The organism is Microbacterium testaceum StLB037 (assembly GCF_008763945.1).
GTDB lineage: Bacteria > Actinomycetota > Actinomycetes > Actinomycetales > Microbacteriaceae > Microbacterium > Microbacterium testaceum_G.
The window spans coordinates 106,761-125,868 of record NZ_VTQH01000001.1 but is presented as its reverse complement, the minus strand read 5'-3'; the positions used below and the strand labels follow the sequence as shown (position 1 = coordinate 125,868).

The window sequence follows — 19,108 nt, the reverse complement described above, 5'->3', positions numbered from 1 at the left end:
GGGTATCAACCGTCTATGTCATCGCTGTGGATGCGATGGGCACCTACCGCGTACGATGACCGCGGGGGTGCCCGATGTCCGCATTGCGCAAGAAACTGTCGTCCACGCGTCGTGCGTTGAGCCGCGCCGCGGCCCTCATCGCGGGTGCCACCCTGGTCGCCGCGGGCGCGATCGCCTCGCCCGCGGCATCTGCCGCTTCGTCGCTTCCCGGCTGGCTCTCCACGAGCGGGTCGACGATCGTGACGGCATCCGGCGCGCCGTTCACCATCAAGGCCGCGGCGTGGTTCGGGATGGAGACCTCGAACTGCACGCCGCACGGGCTGTGGTCGATCCCGCTCGACGACGGCCTCGCCGCCATCGCCGGGATGGGGTTCAACACGATCCGCCTGCCGTTCTCGAACGAGTGCCTCGCGGCGACGGCGTCGAACTCGATCAACTCCTCCGTCAACCCGGGGCTGGTCTCGCTCACGCCCCTGCGGCTGATGGACACCGTCATCGCGCGGGCGAAGGCGCACGGGCTCTCGGTGATCCTCGATCGCCACCGCCCCGACTCCGCGGCGCAGAGCGAGCTCTGGTACACCGCGCAGTACAGCGAGCAGCGGTGGATCGACGACTGGAAGATGCTCGCCGCGCGCTACAAGAACGAGTCCGCCGTCATCGGCGTCGACCTCCACAACGAGCCGCACGGCTCGGCCTGCTGGAACTGCGGCGACCCCGCACGTGACTGGCGGGCCGCGGCCACGCGCGCCGGAAACGCCGTCCTCGCGGTCAACCCGAACCTCCTCGTCATCGTCGAGGGCGTGGAGCGGCAGAACGACGGCTCGAGCACGTGGTGGGGCGGCGGCCTCAAGGACGCCGGCGCGGCACCGGTCACCCTCGCGGTGAAGAACCGCGTGGTCTACTCGCCGCACGACTACCCGGCGAGCGTCTACGCGCAGCCCTGGTTCTCGGCATCCGGCTATCCCGCCAATCTCGAAGCGGTGTGGGATGCCAACTGGGGATATCTGGTGCGCCAGAACATCGCCCCCGTGCTCCTCGGCGAATTCGGCACGAAGCTCGAGACGGCCAGCGATCGAGCCTGGCTCGGCGCTCTCGTGGACTACCTCGGCAAGACGAAGATCAGCTTCGCGTACTGGTCGTTCAACCCCAACAGCGGCGACACCGGCGGGCTCGTGGCCGATGACTGGCGAACCCCGCAGAAGGAGAAGCTCGCGGCTCTCGCGCCGATCCTCACCCCCGGCGCCGCGCCGACACCGACACCGACCGCGACGGCGACGCCCAAGCCCACGGCGACCGCGACGCCGAAACCCACGGCGACGGCCACGCCGAAGCCGACGACGACCCCCCAGCCGACGACGACCCCGACGGCGACGCCGAAGCCCACGACGACCCCCCAGCCGACGACCAGCCCGTCGCCCACTCCCACCCCGGGCGCCACCGCGGCCCCCGGCATCACCGCGACGTGGGTTCCGCAGAGCACCTGGGGCGAGGGTTGGGTCGCCGAACTCACGGTCACGGCCACCGGGCCGGTGAAGACCGGGCCGGTGAAGACCTGGTCGGTGTCGTTCGATGCGCCCGGCACCACCGCGGTGTCGAACGCGTGGGGCATGCGCTGCTCCGTCGCCTCGGCACGCGTGACGTGCACGGGCATCGAGTGGGCGGCATCCCTCGCTCCCGGGCAGACCGTGCGGGTGGGCCTGCAGGCGGTGGCCACGCGGGCGCCGTCGAACCCGAAGCTGACCCTCTCGGCATCCTGAGTCCATCCTCTCCGGCGACCGCCCTCGCCATCCATCGCTCGCGCATAGCCTGCACAGGGCTGCGGTGAGGGCAGCGCTGCCTACTATTCGCCGGTGACCGTTGCTTCCACTCCCGTTCCCGCCTCGCGCTTCTCGCTGGCCGGAGACCTCCGCCGACCGCGCGGATGGACCGTCGGCCTGATCGCCATCGGGCTCGTCGCGCTCGTGCTCACCGGTTGGCAGGTGTGGGCGGGGGCACCCAGCGAGTACTACGCCTCGATCGCACTGTCGATGAGTCGCTCGTGGTCCAACTTCTTCTTCGGAGCGGTCGACCCCGCCGGGACGGTCACGCTCGACAAGATCCCGGGGTCGTTCTGGATCCCCGCGCTGTTCGTGAAGGCGTTCGGCTACTCCACCTGGGCGGTGATCCTGCCGAACGCCCTCGCGGCGGTCGCCGCAGCCCTCATCACCGCCGTCGCCGCTCGGCGGGTGGCGGGGGAGCGGGCGGGGCTGATCGCGGGAGCCGTGGTCGCCGTCACCCCGATCCTCGTCGCCGTCGCCCGCTCGAACCAACCCGAGACGTTCTTCGTCCTCGGGCTCTCGTTCACCGCCTGGGCTGCGGTCCGTGCCGTCCAGGCGGGCAGCCTGGGCTGGCTCGTGGCGGCGGGAGCCTTCATCGGTCTGTCGTTCCAGTTCTACGAACTCGAGGCCTGGGCGGTGTGGCCTGCGCTCGCCGCCGCCTACCTGTTCACGCGGCAGTCCTGGGCGCGGCGCATCGGGCACCTCGCGCTCGCCGGGGCGGTGAGCCTCGCGGCATCCCTGTGGTGGGTGGCGATCGTCTCGCTCATCCCCGCCGACAGCCGGCCCTACATCGGCAGCACGTTGTCGAACAACCCGTGGGAGATGGTGTTCGGCTACAACGGCCTCGGCCGGTTCGCGGCGACGGCCGACAGCGGGGCGTACGAGTCGTTCACTCCGCCCTTCTCGGGAGAACCCGGAATCCTGCGCCTGTTCAACGCGCAGCTCGCGGGTCAGATCGCCTGGCTCATCCCCGCGGCGATCGTCGGGCTCGTCGTCCTGTGGGTGCTGCGCTTCTCGCGCCCGCTCACGGTGCTGCTCACCGTCTGGCTCGCGACCTTCGCGGCGATGTTCTCGGCCGTCGCCGGGATGCACCAGTTCTACACGGCGGCGCTCGCCATCCCGCTCGCTCTCGTGGTCGGGGCGGCGCTCGCCGTGGCGCACCGGGCGGGCAGGGTGTGGCCGCAGATCTCGATCGTCGCGGTCGCGGGGGCGACGGCCCTCGGCATCGGCCTCGCGACCGGGGGATACAGCATCCCGGTCTCGATCGCCCAGGCCGTCGTCGCCGTGCTCGCCATCGCGCTGCTGTCGACCCGGCACCGCGGGCGGCCGGTCGCGACCGTCGCCTTGATGGTCGGGCTGCTGTTGACCCCGGCCGTCTGGTCGGCGGTCACGGTGGCGCACCCCAGCTCGACCAACCCTGTGGCCGGGGGGTCGAACGCGACCTCGGGATTCGGGGGCGGCTTCGGCGGGCGCGGCTCCGGCGGTGGAGATCTCGGCGGGGGGATGCCGAGCGGCGGGCGCGGCAGCCAGGGACTCGGCGCGGCCCCGGGTGGGGGCGCGGCGCCGGGCTTCGGACAGGCGTCCGGCGGCTCGCCCTCCGGCCGTACCCGCGGCGAGACGGGGGGAGGCCCGACGGGTTTCGGTGGGTTCGGCGGCCCCGGAGGCGGAGGGGACTCCAGCGCCCTCGTCTCGTGGCTGCAGGCCCGCAGCACGGGGTCGACCTACCTCGCCGCCACCTTCGGGGCGCAGTCGGCGGCGCAGCTGATCATCGCCTCGGGCGGCGGATCGTTCCTTCCGATCGGCGGCTTCAACGGCACCGACAAGGTGCCGACCCTCGAGGCGTTCACCGCGATGGTCGACGCGGGCGAGGTCCGCTACGTCATCGGCGGCGACCAGCGCGGCGGGGGCACGTCGATGGCCGCCGCGGCGACGACGACCGCCTCGAGCCAGATCCGCACGTGGGTGACGCAGCACTGCGCGACCGACAGCTCCGCCCCCACGACGGTGTACGACTGCGGCTGACGCCGGCCGCCCGGGCGCGGATACCTCGTCAGCGACCCAGGAACTCCATGCCCGCCTCGCGGAACGCCCGCGCGCCGGGGGCGTTCACGTGGTGCCGACCGGGGATGTCGGCGAACTCCCCGCGGGGGAGGAGCCCCGCGAGGTGCCGCGACTGGTCGTGGATGGGGTCGTCGGTCCCCGTGGCGATGAGCACGGGCTGCTGCGGGGGCGACGCGGGGTCGGGGTCGGTCTCACCCAGCCGCATCCCCTCGGCGATCGCGACCAGGGCCCGCAGATCGTTCCCGGGCACGCGCTCGGCGAGCGAGACGTAGCGCTGGGTCGTGGCATCCTGAACCGGTTCTCCGTGATCGAGGAAGGCGCGAGCCTGGTCGACCCGCAACCGGGCGAGAGGACGACCGTCCGGGATGCCGCCGAGCACCGCGCGCTCGACATGTTCGGGGGCGTCGACGGCGAGCTGCCAGCCCACCCGCCCGCCGAGGGAGTATCCGAGGTAGCGCACCTGGTCGAGCAGGTACGTGTCGAGCACGGCGACCAGGTCGGCCACGAGCGTGGGCATCGTGTACGACGCGGCATCGTGCGGCTTCTCGCTGGCCCCGTGACCGCGCTGGTCGACGGCGATCACGCGGTAGCCGGCCCGCAGCAGATCGCGGACCCAGCCGGTGTTCACCCAGTTGTCGCGCGTGCTCGACCCGAAGCCGTGCACGCACAGGACGGGGTCGGCCTCGACGTCGCCCCATGAGTAGGTGGCCAGGCGCACGTTGTCGCCGACGATGACGAACTGTGCGGGAGGGACCTCGGTCAGGGCGGGAACGGCATCCATTCCTCCGATCCTGGCAGAGCGGGGCCGGGCGTATCGGGTAGTGGTCATAGTGGTCTCATGGGATATACGCGTGCCGAGCTGGAGTCGTACCGGGATGCCACGCGCCCCGACCTCGTGGAGCCGGGCGTCCGTCTGCTGTTCGTCGGCATCAACCCGGGTCTGTGGACCGCGGCCACCGGCACCCCGTTCGCGCGACCCGGCAACCGGTTCTGGCCGGCGCTGGTGAAGGCGGGGATCCTTCCGCGCCTTCCCGCCTACTCGGAGCCGCTCGGTGAGGAGGACCGCCGCCTGATCTTCGATGCCGGGGTGGGGGTGTCGAACCTCGTCGCGCGGGCGACGGCGCGGGCCGACGAGCTGTCGCGCGAGGAGCTCCGGGAGGGCGCCCAGGCCCTCGTCGATCGGGTCGCCGGGTGGCGGCCCCGGGCCGTCGCTATCGTCGGCCTCACCGCCTACCGCCAGGGCTTCCAACGCCCGCGTGCGACCGCGGGGCGGCAGGACGAGCAGATCGCGGGCGTGCCGACCTGGGTCCTGCCCAATCCGAGCGGACTGAACGCCCACGACACGGTGGATTCCCTCGCCCGCGCCTACGCCGATCCCGCGCGCGCGGCGGGGCTGATCCGCTGAGCAGGCTCCCGGATCGCGCGAGAACGTGTGACGATGGCGGGATGCCGCCCACTCGACGCCGCGTGATCGCCCTCCTCGCGCTGGTCGCCGTCGTCGCTGCCGGGCTCGTGGTCCATCTCGTGCTGCCCTCGAGCGTTGCGACCGACATCGCCGGGGACGCGCTCTACACCGTCGCGGTGTACGCCGGGGTCGTCGTGCTGGTCCCGCGCCTTCAGCCGTGGGCTGTCGGGCTCATCGCCGGAGGGTGGAGCGTGGCCGTCGAGCTGTTCCAGGCGACGGGGATCCCCCTCGAGCTCGCGGAGAGGTTCCGGCCCCTCGCGCTCGTGTTCGGGACGGGGTTCGACGCGCGCGACCTCGTCGTGTACGTATGCGCGGCGGTGATCGCCGTCGCAGCGGATGTCGTCGTCGGGCGGGCCGTCGGGCGGTCGGTGCCCGCGGGCGGCCGGGAGGGCTCGAGGCTCCTCCCCAGGGGATAACCCCCGTCGCGGGCAGCCGCCGCACGGTAACGTGACCACCTCGCGAGAGGGAGGGGAGCGGCGATGAGAGTGCGGTTCGAGGGAGACGTCTTCCGCTGGGAGGCGCGCAGCGACAGCGACTGGTACTTCGTCGCCCTGCCGCCCGAGCTGAGCGGGGAGATCCGCGAGACGCAGACCTACCGCCGCGGTTTCGGCGGGGTGCGGGTCGACGCGACCATCGGCGGCACCACCTTCCGCACCTCGATCTTCCCGCAGGCCGGGGGCGTCTACGTGCTGCCCCTCAAGCGCGCGGTGCGCGACGCCGAGTCCATCGACCCGGGGTCGGTCGTGCGGGTCGATCTGTTCGTCCTCGACGCCTGAGTCGTGCCGGTGCTGCTCGCGCTCGCCGCCGGGGTGTTCGCCGTGGCCGGCGTCGCGCTCGCCGTGATCGACGTGCGCACGCACCGATTGCCGGATGCCGTGGTGCTCCCGTCGCTGCTGGTGGTGACCGCTCTGCTGGGGGCCGAAGCCGTGCGTACCGGCGACCCGGCGCGGGCTGTCGGCGTCGGCGGGGGTGCGGCCGCGGCGTTCGCCGTCGCCCTCGTGCTGCACCGCGCCCGGCCGGGGGCGTTCGGTGGGGGAGACGTCAAACTCGCCGCCCTCGTCGGAGCGCCGCTCGGGTGGTACGGGCCCGAGGCCGTGGCATCCGGCCTGCTTCTCGCTCTTCTGCTCGGCGGGGTCGCCGCGGCCGGCGTCCTGCTCGCGGGGGATCGGCGCGCGGAGATCGCGTACGGACCGTGGCTGCTGGCGGGCGCGTGGGTGCGGCTGCTCGGCGGACCGGGGGAGGGGATGCCGTCGGGCTGACCTGTCGCGCTCGGCCCCGGTGGTCAAGCCCGCATGACGCCCAAGGGTGCGCCGATAGCCTGGCGCCATGGCTGACCTCATCCGGCGTGTCACGGCGTGGGCGCTGCGGCTCCGTCTCGTGCGCGCCTTCCTCGTCTACTCGGGCGCGCGTGGCCCCATGCTCGCCGACAGCGTCACGTACCGCACCCTCTTCAGCCTCTTCGCCGCGGTGCTCATCGGGTTCTCGGCGGCCGCGATCTGGTTGTCGGGAAACCCCGAGGCCCTCTCGGCTCTCGAGCGATCGGTCAACAACGTCGTGCCCGGCCTCGTGGGGCCGGACAAGTTGCTCGATGTCAGCAAGATCGAGGCTCCGACCGAGTTCACCGTCGCGGGGGTCATCGGAACCCTGGGTCTGCTCGGCGCGGCCATCGGCGCGATCGGGTCGCTGCGCTCGGCCCTTCGGCAGATCGCCGGCATCGCCACCGACGACACGCTCCCGATCCTCGTCATCGTGCGCAACCTCGCCGTCGCCATCGGCATCGGCGTCGCCCTCGTCGGCGCGGCGATCGTGACCTTCCTGGCCACGGCCGGTCTGACGTTCGTCCGCGGACTGCTCGGCATCTCCGCCGACTCCTGGATCACCGCGGTGGTGACGTGGCTGCTCTCGACGGTGATCGTCCTGGTGCTCGACACCGCCGCGGTCGCCGTCGCCTTCGCGGCGCTCTCGGGCCTCAAGACGCGCCGCCGCACGCTGCTGCGCGGGGCGCTGCTCGGCGGTGTGGGGCTCGTCGTCCTGCAGCAGCTGTCGGGGCTGTTCGTCGGCGGGGCGGGCAATAACCCGCTGCTGACGACGTTCGCCTCGCTCATCGCCCTGCTGCTCTGGCTGAACCTGTCGAGCCAGGTCATCCTCATCGCGGGTGCGTGGATCACGGTCGCCACCGAGGAGGATCACGACCGCGTCCGGGCCAAGTACGGCGCGTCGACGATGATCCAGTTCCGCGTCCGTCGCGCCGAGAAGGCGGTGCGCGCCGCCACGGGCGAGCTCGAGGCCGCACGGGCGGCCGAGGCGAAGGAGCGCGAAACGCTCGCCGGGACCGATCCCGCCGCGGCCGGTCGCGAAGACCGCGCCGAGGTGCGTGCGGGGTCCGGCAATGAGTGAGCCCGCGAACGGCGTCGTCGCGGGGGAGCGCGTCCCCGCCTACAGCGCCGACGCTGTGCGTGCGGCGGAGAAGCCGCTGCTGGCCGAGGGGCGGCCGCTCATGCGGTGGGCCGCGGCGGCCCTCGCCGAGGTCGTCGCCCAGCTGCTCACGACACGGCCCGGGCCCGTCCTGGTGCTCGCCGGCGCGGGCGACAACGGGGGAGACGCCCTGTACGCCGCGGCCGAGCTCTGCGCGGTCGCCGACCGCGTCGACATCGTGCTCGTGCGCGATCGCGTGCACCGGGCCGCGCTCGATGCCGCCGTGACCGCGGGAGCACGCGTGCGGTCGGCGTCGGAGGCGTGCGGCGACATGGCTGATTACGCGCTGGTGCTCGACGGCATCCTGGGCATCGGGCGCCTCGCCGATCGACGCCTGCGCGGCGGAGCGCGTGCCCTGGTCGAGTGCATCCGCGGTCTCGACCGGCGACCGTCGATCGTGGCCGTCGATGTGCCGAGCGGTCTCGACCCCGACGACGGGACCGCGGATGCCGCTGTGCTCGCGGCCGACGTCACGGTGACGTTCGGCGCGCTCAAGGCGGGCCTCGTTCGCGGTCGGGGCCCGGAACTGGCTGGCCGGGTGCACCTGGTCGATCTGGGGCTGGAGCCCTACCTGCAGCTCGCGCACCCCGCGGTCACCGCTCCCGTCGCGGTCGTCCGGGTCGCCGCGCGCGGTCGTTCCTGAGGCGTCGCCGCGCGCGGAACCGCTGCCGACCTGGCGTTCGTGGGCGTGGTCCCGGCGGGCCGGACGCGTCCCGCGCCCTGTCGGTCAGCGGGCGTAGCGCTCGACGAAGGTCCGCAGCATCCGCGAGGGAGCCGTGACGGCGGCGCGCCGAACGGCGGCCAGCGTGAGATCGAGCTCGTCCGCCGCGAAGTAGCCGTACGGGGCGTAGGCGTGGATGCGCGTGACGATGCCGTCGAGATCGAGTTCGGGATGGAACTGGGTCGCGTAGACATTCTCGCCGACCCGGAACATCTGCACGGGGCAGGTCGGGGACGACGCGAGCAGGGTCGCGGCGGGCGGGAGGGCGCTGATCGCCTCTTTGTGGCCGACGAAAGCAGGGAAGGTCTCGGGCATTCCCTCCGCGAGCGGATCGGTACGCCCGGCGGGGGTCAGCGAAACGTCGACCACGCTGATCGGTTCGGCGAAGGTCCCATCGATGGGCGCCCCGAGATGCGTCCCCAGGGTTCCGACCCCGTAGCAGGCCCCGAGGAAGGGGTGGTCTCGTGCCACGACCTCCTCGACGAGGGCCGCCATCTCGGCCTCGACGCGTTGCTGGACGGCGGACTTGCGTTCGATCGGGTCGGAGGCGTTGAAGGGACTGCCGCCGACCATGATGCCCGACACCTCGTCGAGATCGAACGCCGGCATCGGGTCGCGTTCGAGCCGCACGCGCCGCAGGCGCTCGGGCGGCAGGCCCGTGAAGCGCAGGAAGAGGGCGTACTCCTCGTCGGCGGGGCGGTCCTCGGCGCGCGTGGCGAGCAGCACGAAGGGGCGTTCACCGGGCAGGTCGGTCGAGGTCACCCAGCGATTGTAGGGGAGGGCTGTCAAGGTGCCGGGCGGTGTCGGTGAAGCGGTCTACGCTGACGACATGGCTATTGCACGACTGACCGGAGGCCCGCTCGACGGGCAGGTGCTCCCCCTCGAGAACGAGACCGACGACACCCTGATCATGCCCTACAGCGAGGGCCAGCTGGTCTACCGTCGCGACGGCGGGCTCGAGAACACGGGCGAGTCCGACGGCCCCACGCAGGCCGTCTTCGTCTTCTCCGAAGAGACCGAAGACATCAACCCCGACGCCGACGGACGCGACGATTGAGCGCAGCCCCCGACGGGTCGTCGAACGTCGAGGTCGAGTCGAAGTACGACGTCGACGATGACACGCCCCTTCCCGACTGGTCGGCTCTGCCCGGCGTGACGCGGGTCGGCGCCCCCGAGCCGCGCGACCTCGACGCCCGTTACCTCGACACCGCCGGAGCCGACCTCGCACGCGCGGGCATCGCGGTGCGGCGTCGGACCGGCGGTCCCGACGCGGGCTGGCACGTGAAGGGCCCGGTCGAGGGCGCGGGTCGCACCGAGACGCAGTGGCCGCTCGAGGCCGACGTCGATCCCGACGCCGACCCGGTCGTGCCGGAGGAGATCCAGGATGCCGTGTCCTCGGTCGCCGCGCCCCCGTTCACCCCGCTCGCACGGGTGCGAAACAACCGCACGGCGTACGCCCTGCTCGACGCGGACGGGAACGAGGTCGCCGAGTTCGTCGACGACCGCGTCCGCGCGCGCGACGAGCGTCGCGGCGTGGAATCCGCGTGGCGCGAGTGGGAGGTCGAGCTCGGCCCCGCCGCGCCCACCGATGACGAGGGTCGCGCGGCGTTCTTCGCGGCGGTCGACGCGGCGGTGTCCGCTGCGGGGGGCCGCCCCGCGGCATCCGGTTCCAAGCTCGCCCGCGCCCTCGGCCACTGAGCCCGCACTCGGGCGGTGTCGAGGCGCGCGCTGTCTCTCCTGACGCCGAGACGGCATCTCGCTGACAGAACGGCTGCACCCTGACGCCGACACATCAGCGAGGTGCCGTTTCGCGAAGGGGGACCCGCCGCGGGCGCGACCCCGCGGGTCGGCGCGACGCCGCCGAACGACGAAGGCCCGCCCGGACGAACCGGGCGGGCCTTCGTGCGCAGGGCGATCAGAGGTTGATCATGTGTCCCGTCAGGCCGTGGAACGCCTCCTGCAGACCCTCCGACAGCGTCGGGTGGGTGTGCACGTTGCGAGCCGCCTCGAGGGCGGTGAGGTCCCACTTCTGCGCGAGGGTCAGCTCGGGCAGCAGCTCCGACACGTCGGGGCCGATGAGGTGGCCGCCGATGAGCTCGAGCGTCTCGGCGTCGGCGACGAGCTTGACGAAGCCGACGGGCTCGCCGAGGCCGTTCGCCTTGCCGTTGGCCGAGAAGGGGAACTTCGCGACCTTGATGTCGTGACCGGCGTCGCGCGCCTGCTGCTCGGTGAGGCCGAACGAGGCGACCTGCGGGTTGCAGAAGGTCGCGCGGGGCATGTTGCGGTAGTCGCCCAGGGTCTGCGTCTCGGCCTTGCCGATGGTCTCGGCGGCCACGACGCCCTGCGCCTCGGCCACGTGGGCCAGCTGCAGCTTGGCGGTGACGTCGCCGATCGCGTAGATGTGCGGCACGTTCGTGCGCATGTGGTCGTCGATGTCGATCGCGCCGCGCTCGGTGAGCTTCACGCCGGTGTTCTCGAGACCGAAGCCGTCGACCTTGGGGGCGAAGCCGATCGACATGAGCACGCGGTCGGCGTCGATCGAGCCCGTCGAGCCGTCCTTCGCGGTGTACGCGACGGTGACCTTGTCGCCGTGGTCGGTGACGGTGTCGACCTTGGTCGAGGTGAGGATGTCGACGCCGTAGCCCTTGTACTGCTTCTGGATCTCTTTCGAGACCTCGGCGTCTTCGTTCGGCAGCGCACGGTCGAGGAACTCGATGATCGTGACCTTCACGCCGTAGTTCGTCATGACGTAGGCGAACTCCATGCCGATGGCGCCGGCGCCGACGATGACGATCGACTCGGGGAGCTCGCGGGTGAGGATCTGCTCCTCGTAGGTGACGACGTTCTCGCTCAGGGTGACGCCCGGGAGCAGGCGCACGGTCGAGCCCGTAGCGATGATGACGTTGTCGAAGGTGACCTGCTCCTTCGAGCCGTCGGTCTTGGTCACATCGATCGTGTGGTCGTCGGCGAAGGAGCCGCGACCCTCGTACTCGGTGACCTTGTTCTTCTTCATCAGGTAGTGGATGCCCTTGACATGGCCGGCGGCGACGCTGCGCGAGCGGTCGAACGCCTTGCCGAAGTCGAAGGTGACCTCCCCCGAGATGCCGAACAGGTCGGCCTTCGCGTGGAACGTGTGCGCGAGGTCGGCGTTGCGCAGGAGGGCCTTGGAGGGGATGCAGCCCACGTTGAGGCAGACACCGCCCCAGTACTTCTCTTCGATGATCGCGACCGACAGTCCGAGCTGTGCGCCGCGGACGGCGGCGACGTACCCGCCGGGACCCGCACCAAGAATGACCAGATCGTAATGAGGCATGGTTCCAGCCTATCGCCCGGAGGTGCCGCCACCGGCGGTCTTCCGCCCCGCGCGGGAGGCGAAAACATACACCAGCACCCCGGCCACGATGACGAGGGCGACCGCGAGGAGGATCCAAGGCAGGGGAGACGCCTCCGAGGCGTTCTCCGTCGGCACGGCCGTGACCTCGGTCGCCGTCGAGGGTGTCGCGCTCTCGACGGCGGCGGGGCTCGCCGACGCCGTGGGGGTGGCGGTCGCGGTGGGAGTCGCGGCGGCCGCGGGTACCGAGAAGGCGAATTCCCCGTCGATGGGGTGACCGTCGCTCGACACGACGCGCCATCTCACCAAGACGGTTCCGGATGCCGAACCCGCCAGCGCCTGCGTCACTTCGGTGCCCGAGACGGTCGGGGCGCCCTCCGTGAGAGACGCTCCCGTGGAGTCGGTGACCTCGATGACGCTCGCCCCGGCGTCGGTGAGGATGTCGGCGCTGTAGGTCAGCGTGAGCTGCGGGGGGAGGGCGTCGAGCATCGCGTCGGCGGCGGGGTCGGTCGAGACGAGTTCGTCGTGAGCGGCGGCCGGCAGGGCCGGGACGAGCAGTGCGGCGGCGGCCAGAAGGCCCGCGGCCAGGACGGCGGGGAGGGTGCGACGGCGGCGCGTCTCGGAGGAAGTCACCTTCCGACCCTAACGAGAGCAGGGGCGACCGGTCTGGGAGCGTGCACAGCGCGAAAAGCGCACCTCGCGGACCGAGAGGTGAAGCGGACTCGACAGGGGCGTGCTCGGGTCGATAGGTTCGAGTGTCTCGTCGACCGTCTCCGCATCCCCCATGTCGCGGTGCCCGGTCTCGACGGATACAGACACATCACGCATCACCATGGCCCGCTCGAAGTCGGTCGACCCGATCAGCGGCGACCGATCGGTTATGGTGAATATGAAGGAGAAGCCGTGGACGAGACCCGCCGATTCGAGCGAGACGATATCCGGCGCGCGGCCGACGCCGCCGCAGCCGGTGGTTCGCACGACACGACCCAGACCCACGACGCCGACCTGTCGTTCGTGCCCTTCGGTGCCGACCTCACCGAGGCCGAGCTCGAGGCCATCGAGGCGTTGCCCTCGGGAGCAGCTCTGCTGATCGTGCGCTCGGGTCCGACCACGGGCGCTCGCTACCTCCTCGACACCGACGTGACGACCGTCGGCCGCCACCCCGAGGCCGACCTCTTCTTCGACGACGTCACCGTCTCGCGCCGCCACGCCGAGATCCTGCGATCGGGCAGCGCGTTCGAGATCGTCGACCAGCGCTCGCTCAACGGCAGCTACGTCAACGGCGAACGGGTCGACCGCTCCGCCCTGGTCAACGGCGCCGAGGTGCGCATCGGCAAGTTCCGCTTGAACTTCTTCGGTTCGCCGGTCGACCTGCCCGCGGCAGAGCACTGATGGCGGCAGCCCCCTCCCGTAGTCGACAGACGGCTGCGGGGCTGCTCAGCATCGGGCAGGTGCTCGCGCGCCTGACCCCCGACTTCCCGGCGCTCACCTCGAGCAAGCTCCGGTTCCTCGAGGTGCAGGGGATCGTGTCTCCGACGCGTACCGAGTCGGGCTACCGGAAGTTCTCGCCGGCCGATCTGGAGCGCCTGCGTCTCGCGCTGACGCTGCAACGCGACCACTACCTGCCGCTCGTCGTCATCCGCGACTACCTCGCCGACCTCGACGCGGGCCGCAACCCGGCGCCGCCGACCTCGATCCCGTCGATGACGAGCGCGCCGCGCCGCTACCGGCGCGAAGAACTCCTGACCGCAGCGGGTGCCCGCCCGCAGCTGCTGAACGACGCGGTGAGCACGGGCGTGATCGCCGCCGCCGACACCTATTCCGAGCAGACCGTCACGCTGCTGCGGGCCCTGGTCGCCCTCGACCGGCACGGTATCGAGCCCCGGCACATCCGGTCCCTGCGCCAGAGCGCGGAACGAGAGGTCTCGCTGGTGGAGTCGGCCCTGTCGGCGCTGTTGCGTCGTCCCGACGCCCCCTCCCGGGCGCGCGCGAGCGAGCTCGCCCCCGAGCTCGCGGCCCGCCTCGACGAGGTGCGCGCGATGTTCGTGCGCGACGCGCTCGAGCGAATCCTGACCTGATCGCGACACGCCGCGGCCCTCGGAGCGGATGTCATTGCCGGGGGACCTCCGCTGATCTAGCGTGGAGGAAACGAACCGATGAGGAGGGACGCGAGCATGAACGCTGGCGACGCACTCGGTGAACCTCGGTTCGCCGCCGACCTCCTCTTCACCGACGGTCTGCCCGAGATGGATGACGACATCGGTTACCGCGGAGCGGTCGCCGCCCGCGCCGCCGGGATCACGTACCGCCAGCTCGACTACTGGGCCCGCACCGAGCTCGTCGTTCCGACGGTGCGCGGCGCGAGCGGCTCGGGTTCGCAGCGTCTCTACGGCTTCCGCGACATCCTCGTGCTCAAGCTCGTGAAGCGCCTGCTCGACACCGGCATCTCTCTGCAGCAGATCCGCACGGCCGTCGATCAGCTCCGCGCTGCGGGCATCCGCGATCTCGCGGGTACCACGCTCATGAGCGACGGCGCCTCGGTCTACCTGTGCACCTCGAACGACGAGGTCATCGACCTCGTCAGCCGCGGCCAAGGGGTCTTCGGCATCGCCGTGGGCAAGGTCCTCCGCGAGGTCGAATCGACCCTGGTCGATTTCGAGAGCGCCACGCCCGACGCTGTCGACGAGCTCGCCGCGCGCCGCGCCGCCCGCACCGCCTGAGTCGCCTTCTTCTTTCGAATCCCGGATGCTACGGCATCCGGGATTCTTCTGCTTTCGCGTGAGGGGTCACTTCGTGTCGCCTGCGGGCGTCCTGGGCGACAGAAGGCGACCCCTCACGCGCGTGAGAAGGGGAACGACAGACGCCGCCCGGCTGCGCGGCAGCGGGGCGGCGTCTGAGGGGACCGGGTCAAGCCTGGGAGGCCTCGGACTCGACGGGAATGCGGCCGGTGCGCACGATCCGGTCGAGAAGGGCGTCGAAGTCGGCCGCGAGCTCTTGCGCGGAGTCGCCGGGCCAGACGTGCAGCGGCTTGGCCGCGCCCTGCGCCTGCTGGAGCGAGGTGCGCTCGGGCAGCTGCGGGTTGAGCACGAGCGGGCCGAACATGTCGCGCAGCTCTTTGATGCGGAACTGGTGCTCGATCGACTGGGGGCGCACACGGTTGACCACGACGCCGAGCGGCTGCAGGCGCGGCGACAGACCGCGGCGGATCTCTTCGATCGCGCGGAGGGCGCGGTCGGCGGCGGCGACCGAGAACAGGCCGGGCTCGGTGACGACGACGACGCGGTCGCTCGCGGCCCACGCGGTGCGCGTGAGGGCGTTGAGCGAGGGGGCGCAGTCGATCAGCACGAGGTCGTAGTCGGCCTCGATGGTCGCCAGGGCCTCTTCGAGCTTCCAGACGTCGCGCACGCTCGGGTGCGGGCCGTCGAAGTTGATGGCCGAGGGGCTGCCGATGAGCACATCGATCGTGCCGGGATGCACCTTCGCCCACCCGCTGGAGGTGATCGCCTGTCGGACGACCTTCTCTTTCGGGTTGGCCAGGACATCGGCGATGTTGAGCCGACCGGCGACCTGGATGTCCATCCCGGTCGACACATCGGACTGGGGGTCGAGGTCGACGACGAGAGTGCGAACGCCACGTGCGAAGGCTGCGGAAGCCAGCCCGAGTGTCACGGTCGTCTTGCCGACCCCGCCTTTGAGAGAGCTGACGGAGAGTACGTGCACGAGAGTCCACGTTACCTTCCCCTAGGCTGTGAGCACATTCAGCTCCGCCAGCTTGACGTGAGGTGCGCATGTTCTCGAAAATCCTGGTCGCTAATCGCGGGGAGATCGCGATTCGCGCCTTCCGTGCGGCATACGAGGTCGGAGCCCGCACCGTCGCGGTCTACCCGTACGAAGATCGCGCCTCCCTGCACCGGTTGAAGGCCGACGAGGCCTACCAGATCGGCGAGCGGGGCCACCCGGTGCGCGCCTACCTCGACGTCGACGAGATCATCCGCGTCGCTCGCGAGTGCGGAGCGGATGCCATCTACCCGGGCTACGGCTTCCTCTCCGAGAACCCGGAGCTCGCCGAGAAGGCCGCGGCGCACGGAATCACCTTCATCGGCCCGCCCGCCGAGGTGCTCGCGATGGCGGGCAACAAGGTCACGGCGAAGGAGCACGCGATCTCCGCCGGTGTCCCGGTGCTGCGCTCGACGCCGGCCTCCGGCGACATCGACGAGTTGCTCGCCCAGGCCGACGAGATCGGGTTCCCCGTGTTCGCAAAGGCCGTCGCCGGTGGCGGCGGTCGCGGAATGCGGCGCGTCGAGACGAAGGGCGAGCTCGCCCCGGCTCTGGCCGAGGCCATGCGCGAAGCGCAGAGCGCCTTCGGCGACCCGCGCATGTTCCTCGAGCAGGCGGTGCAGCGTCCGCGTCACGTCGAGGTGCAGATCCTCGCGGATGCCACGGGCGAGACCGTGCACCTGTTCGAGCGCGACTGCTCGGTGCAGCGCCGGCACCAGAAGGTCATCGAGATCGCGCCCGCGCCGAACCTCGACCCCTCGGTGCGCGACGACCTGCACCGCTACGCCGCCGCCTTCGCCCGCTCGATCGGCTACCAGAACGCCGGAACCGTGGAGTTCCTGCTCGAGACCGCGGGTCCGCGCGCGGGCGAGGTCGTCTTCATCGAGATGAACCCGCGCATCCAGGTCGAGCACACCGTCACCGAAGAGGTCACCGACGTCGACCTCGTGCAGTCGCAGATGCGCATCGCCGCGGGCGCGACCCTCGCCGACCTGCACCTGCAGCAGGACGACATCCGCCTGCGCGGCGCCGCGCTGCAGTGCCGCATCACGACCGAGGACCCCACGCAGGGGTTCCGCCCCGACACCGGGAAGATCACCACCTACCGCTCGCCCGGTGGTGCCGGCATCCGGCTCGACGGCGGCACGACCGCCGCGGGCTCGCAGGTGAACCCGCACTTCGACTCGATGCTGTCAAAGCTCACGTGCCGCGGCCGCGACTTCGAAGCCGCCGTCTCGCGCGCTCGTCGCGCCCTCGCCGAGTTCCGCATTCGCGGCGTCTCGACGAACATCTCGTTCCTCCAGGCCGTTCTCGACGACGACGCCTTCGTCGCGGGCGACCTCAGCACGTCGTTCATCGACGAGCGTCCCGAGCTCCTGCAGGGGCGCGAGTCGAAGGACCGCGGAACGAAGATCCTGTCGTGGCTGGTCGACACCACCGTCAACCGCCCGAACGGCGAGAACCCCCTCTCGATCGACCCGGGAGCCAAGCTCCCCGCGGTCGACGTCTCGGCCCCGGCTCCGGCGGGCTCGCGTCAGCGCCTGCGGGAGCTCGGCCCGGCCGGCTTCGCGAAGGCCCTGCGCGAGCAGACCGCCCTCGCCGTGACCGAGACGACCTTCCGCGACGCGCACCAGTCTCTGCTGGCCACGCGCGTGCGCACCCGCGACCTGGTGCGCGCCGCTCCGTACGTCGCGCGTCTGACCCCCGGTCTGCTGTCCGTCGAGGCCTGGGGCGGGGCGACCTACGACGTCGCCCTGCGCTTCCTCGGCGAAGATCCGTGGGAGCGCCTCGACGCGCTCCGCACGGCGCTGCCGAACGTGGCGATCCAGATGCTGCTGCGGGGCCGCAACACGGTCGGCTACACCCCGTACCCCACCGAGGTCACCGATGCCTTCGTGAGCGAGGCCGCGGCATCCGGTATCGACATCTTCCGCATCTTCGACGCGCTCAACGACGTCTCGCAGATGCGCCCGGCGATCGAGGCCGTGCTGCAGACGGGCACCTCGGTGGCCGAGGTCGCCGTCTGCTACACCGGCGATCTGCTGGATCCCGCCGAGAACCTCTACACCCTCGACTACTACCTGCGTCTGGCCGACCAGATCGTCGAGGCGGGGGCCCACATCCTCGCGATCAAGGACATGGCGGGCCTTCTCCGCCCGGCCGCTGCGGCGAAGCTCGTCTCGGCGCTGCGCGAGCGCTTCGACCTGCCGGTGCACGTGCACACGCACGACACGGCGGGCGGGCAGCTCGCGACCCTGCTGGCCGCCTCGGCGGCGGGGGCGGATGCCGTGGACGCGGCGTCGGCACCAATGGCCGGAACCACGAGCCAGCCGTCGCTGTCGGCGCTGGTCGCCGCCCTCGCGCACACCGATCGCGACACCGGTCTCGACCTCGCGGCGGTCAGCGACCTCGAGCCGTACTGGGAGGCGGTGCGCCACCTGTACCGTCCGTTCGAGTCGGGGCTCGCGGGCCCCACGGGGCGCGTGTACCGGCACGAGATCCCCGGCGGTCAGCTGTCGAACCTGCGCCAGCAGGCGATCGCCCTGGGCTTGGCCGACGACTTCGAGCTCATCGAGGACATGTACGCCGCCGCGAACCGCATCCTCGGTCGCGTTCCCAAGGTCACCCCCTCGTCGAAGGTCGTGGGAGACCTCGCCCTGCACCTCGCGGCGGTCAAGGCCGACCCCGACGACTTCGAACAGCACCCCGAGAAGTACGACGTCCCCGACTCGGTGGTGTCGTTCATGGCGGGCGAGCTGGGCGATCTGCCCGGAGGGTGGCCCGAGCCGTTCCGTTCGAAGGTGCTGGCCGGTCGGGATGCCAAGACGGGCACGACCCCGCTCACCGACGACGACACGAGGGCGCTGGCGGGGGAGTCCGCCGAGCGGCGCTCCCGCCTGAACCGGCTGCTCTTCCCCGGTCCGACGCGCACCTTCGAGCAGACGCGCGAGACCTACGGCGACCTCAGCGTGCTCGACACCGCCGACTACCTGTACGGGCTCCAGCCCGGTGGCGAGCACACCGTCGAGATCGAGCGGGGCGTGCAGCTCTTCGTGGGCCTCGAGGCCGTGGGCGAGGCCGACGACAAGGGCATGCGCACGGTGATGACGACGCTGAACGGGCAGCTGCGCCCGGTGTTCGCGCGGGACCGCTCGATCGACGTGGAGGCGCGTCAGGCCGAGAAGGCCGACACCTCGAAGGCGGGACGCATGGCGGCGCCGTTCTCGGGTGTCGTGACGATGAAGGTCGCGCCCGGCGACGTCGTCGCCACCGGTCAGGCGGTGGCCTCGATCGAGGCCATGAAGATGGAGGCGGCCATCACGGCCACCATCGACGGCGTGGTCGAACGTGTCGCGATCGGTACCACACAGCAGGTCGAAGCGGGGGATCTTTTGCTGGTAATCCGCCAAGCGCAGTAGCCTGGGAGGGGGCGCTTTCGCGCCCTCTTCCCGTTTGGAGAC

Annotated in this window: 19 protein-coding genes; 14 read left to right on the top strand and 5 right to left on the bottom strand. The window is 71.4% G+C overall.

Going from position 1 to position 19,108, the window contains the following annotated elements:
- The first annotated feature begins 74 nt into the window (after window positions 1–74).
- Together F9B98_RS00650 and F9B98_RS00645 are read left to right on the top strand one after the other, a co-directional pair.
- Window positions 75–1,757, top strand: a complete 1,683-nt coding sequence (locus F9B98_RS00650; protein WP_150951537.1) for a cellulase family glycosylhydrolase — start codon at window positions 75–77, stop codon at window positions 1,755–1,757.
- 93 nt (window positions 1,758–1,850) lie between these two features.
- On the top strand, window positions 1,851–3,839 hold the full coding sequence (locus F9B98_RS00645; RefSeq protein ID WP_191966599.1) for an ArnT family glycosyltransferase: 1,989 nt from the start codon (window positions 1,851–1,853) through the stop codon (window positions 3,837–3,839).
- A gap of 28 nt (window positions 3,840–3,867) precedes the next feature.
- On the opposite strand, the gene F9B98_RS00640 is transcribed toward F9B98_RS00645, so the two are convergent.
- Window positions 3,868–4,659, bottom strand: a complete 792-nt coding sequence (locus F9B98_RS00640; protein WP_150951535.1) for an alpha/beta fold hydrolase — start codon at window positions 4,657–4,659, stop codon at window positions 3,868–3,870.
- Between the two features lie 57 nt (window positions 4,660–4,716).
- Here F9B98_RS00640 and F9B98_RS00635 point away from each other — a divergent pair, with 57 nt between their 5' ends.
- The 6 genes from F9B98_RS00635 (at window position 4,717) to F9B98_RS00610 (ending at window position 8,461) form a co-directional block, all read left to right on the top strand.
- Window positions 4,717–5,283, top strand: coding sequence for a mismatch-specific DNA-glycosylase (locus F9B98_RS00635; protein ID WP_150951533.1), 567 nt, complete (start codon window positions 4,717–4,719; stop codon window positions 5,281–5,283).
- A gap of 41 nt (window positions 5,284–5,324) precedes the next feature.
- The gene (locus F9B98_RS00630; protein ID WP_150951531.1) at window positions 5,325–5,759 is read left to right on the top strand and encodes a DUF2809 domain-containing protein; all 435 of its coding nucleotides are present in this window, start codon (window positions 5,325–5,327) and stop codon (window positions 5,757–5,759) included.
- Window positions 5,760–5,822: 63 nt separating this feature from the next.
- Window positions 5,823–6,119, top strand: a complete 297-nt coding sequence (locus F9B98_RS00625; RefSeq protein ID WP_150951528.1) for a DUF1905 domain-containing protein — start codon at window positions 5,823–5,825, stop codon at window positions 6,117–6,119.
- Window positions 6,120–6,122: 3 nt separating this feature from the next.
- Entirely contained in the window at window positions 6,123–6,602 is a 480-nt protein-coding gene (locus tag F9B98_RS00620; protein ID WP_150951527.1) for a prepilin peptidase, read from the top strand.
- A 67-nt stretch (window positions 6,603–6,669) separates the two neighbouring features.
- Window positions 6,670–7,740 (top strand): YihY/virulence factor BrkB family protein, encoded by a 1,071-nt coding sequence (locus tag F9B98_RS00615; RefSeq protein WP_150951525.1) that lies wholly within the window; start codon window positions 6,670–6,672, stop codon window positions 7,738–7,740.
- A complete protein-coding gene (locus F9B98_RS00610) occupies window positions 7,733–8,461 on the top strand; it encodes an NAD(P)H-hydrate epimerase (protein ID WP_150951523.1) in 729 nt (242 codons plus the stop codon). The genes F9B98_RS00615 and F9B98_RS00610 overlap by 8 nt, the downstream gene beginning before the upstream one ends.
- 84 nt (window positions 8,462–8,545) lie before the next feature.
- Here F9B98_RS00610 and F9B98_RS00605 read toward each other — a convergent pair whose 3' ends face one another.
- Window positions 8,546–9,301, bottom strand: a complete 756-nt coding sequence (locus F9B98_RS00605; protein WP_150951521.1) for a glutamine amidotransferase — start codon at window positions 9,299–9,301, stop codon at window positions 8,546–8,548.
- Window positions 9,302–9,368: 67 nt separating this feature from the next.
- Between F9B98_RS00605 and F9B98_RS00600 the strand changes: the two genes are divergently transcribed.
- Both F9B98_RS00600 and F9B98_RS00595 read left to right on the top strand, forming a co-directional pair.
- Window positions 9,369–9,596, top strand: a complete 228-nt coding sequence (locus F9B98_RS00600; RefSeq protein ID WP_150951519.1) for a response regulator — start codon at window positions 9,369–9,371, stop codon at window positions 9,594–9,596.
- A complete protein-coding gene (locus F9B98_RS00595) occupies window positions 9,593–10,237 on the top strand; it encodes a CYTH domain-containing protein (protein ID WP_150951517.1) in 645 nt (214 codons plus the stop codon). The genes F9B98_RS00600 and F9B98_RS00595 overlap by 4 nt, the downstream gene beginning before the upstream one ends.
- Window positions 10,238–10,454: 217 nt before the next feature.
- On the opposite strand, the gene lpdA is transcribed toward F9B98_RS00595, so the two are convergent.
- Together lpdA and F9B98_RS00585 are read right to left on the bottom strand one after the other, a co-directional pair.
- A complete protein-coding gene (gene lpdA / locus F9B98_RS00590; protein ID WP_150951515.1) occupies window positions 10,455–11,852 on the bottom strand; it encodes a dihydrolipoyl dehydrogenase in 1,398 nt (465 codons plus the stop codon).
- A 9-nt stretch (window positions 11,853–11,861) separates the two neighbouring features.
- Window positions 11,862–12,503, bottom strand: coding sequence for a copper resistance protein CopC (locus tag F9B98_RS00585; RefSeq protein WP_225310169.1), 642 nt, complete (start codon window positions 12,501–12,503; stop codon window positions 11,862–11,864).
- Window positions 12,504–12,773: 270 nt separating this feature from the next.
- Between F9B98_RS00585 and F9B98_RS00580 the strand changes: the two genes are divergently transcribed.
- The 3 genes from F9B98_RS00580 to F9B98_RS00570 all read left to right on the top strand — a co-directional run bounded on the left by F9B98_RS00580 (window position 12,774) and on the right by F9B98_RS00570 (window position 14,590).
- Window positions 12,774–13,262, top strand: coding sequence for an FHA domain-containing protein (locus F9B98_RS00580; RefSeq protein ID WP_150951513.1), 489 nt, complete (start codon window positions 12,774–12,776; stop codon window positions 13,260–13,262).
- Window positions 13,262–13,948 (top strand): MerR family transcriptional regulator, encoded by a 687-nt coding sequence (locus tag F9B98_RS00575; protein WP_150951511.1) that lies wholly within the window; start codon window positions 13,262–13,264, stop codon window positions 13,946–13,948. Before F9B98_RS00580 ends, F9B98_RS00575 begins: the two co-directional genes overlap by 1 nt.
- A gap of 96 nt (window positions 13,949–14,044) precedes the next feature.
- The gene (locus tag F9B98_RS00570) at window positions 14,045–14,590 is read left to right on the top strand and encodes a MerR family transcriptional regulator (protein WP_150951509.1); all 546 of its coding nucleotides are present in this window, start codon (window positions 14,045–14,047) and stop codon (window positions 14,588–14,590) included.
- Window positions 14,591–14,777: 187 nt separating this feature from the next.
- Here the strand turns inward: F9B98_RS00570 and F9B98_RS00565 are convergent, their stop codons facing one another.
- Entirely contained in the window at window positions 14,778–15,590 is an 813-nt protein-coding gene (locus F9B98_RS00565) for a ParA family protein (protein WP_150951508.1), read from the bottom strand.
- Between the two features lie 68 nt (window positions 15,591–15,658).
- On the opposite strand from F9B98_RS00565, the gene F9B98_RS00560 reads away from it, so the two are divergent.
- The gene (locus F9B98_RS00560; protein ID WP_150951506.1) at window positions 15,659–19,066 is read left to right on the top strand and encodes a pyruvate carboxylase; all 3,408 of its coding nucleotides are present in this window, start codon (window positions 15,659–15,661) and stop codon (window positions 19,064–19,066) included.
- The last annotated feature ends 42 nt before the right edge of the window (window positions 19,067–19,108 follow it).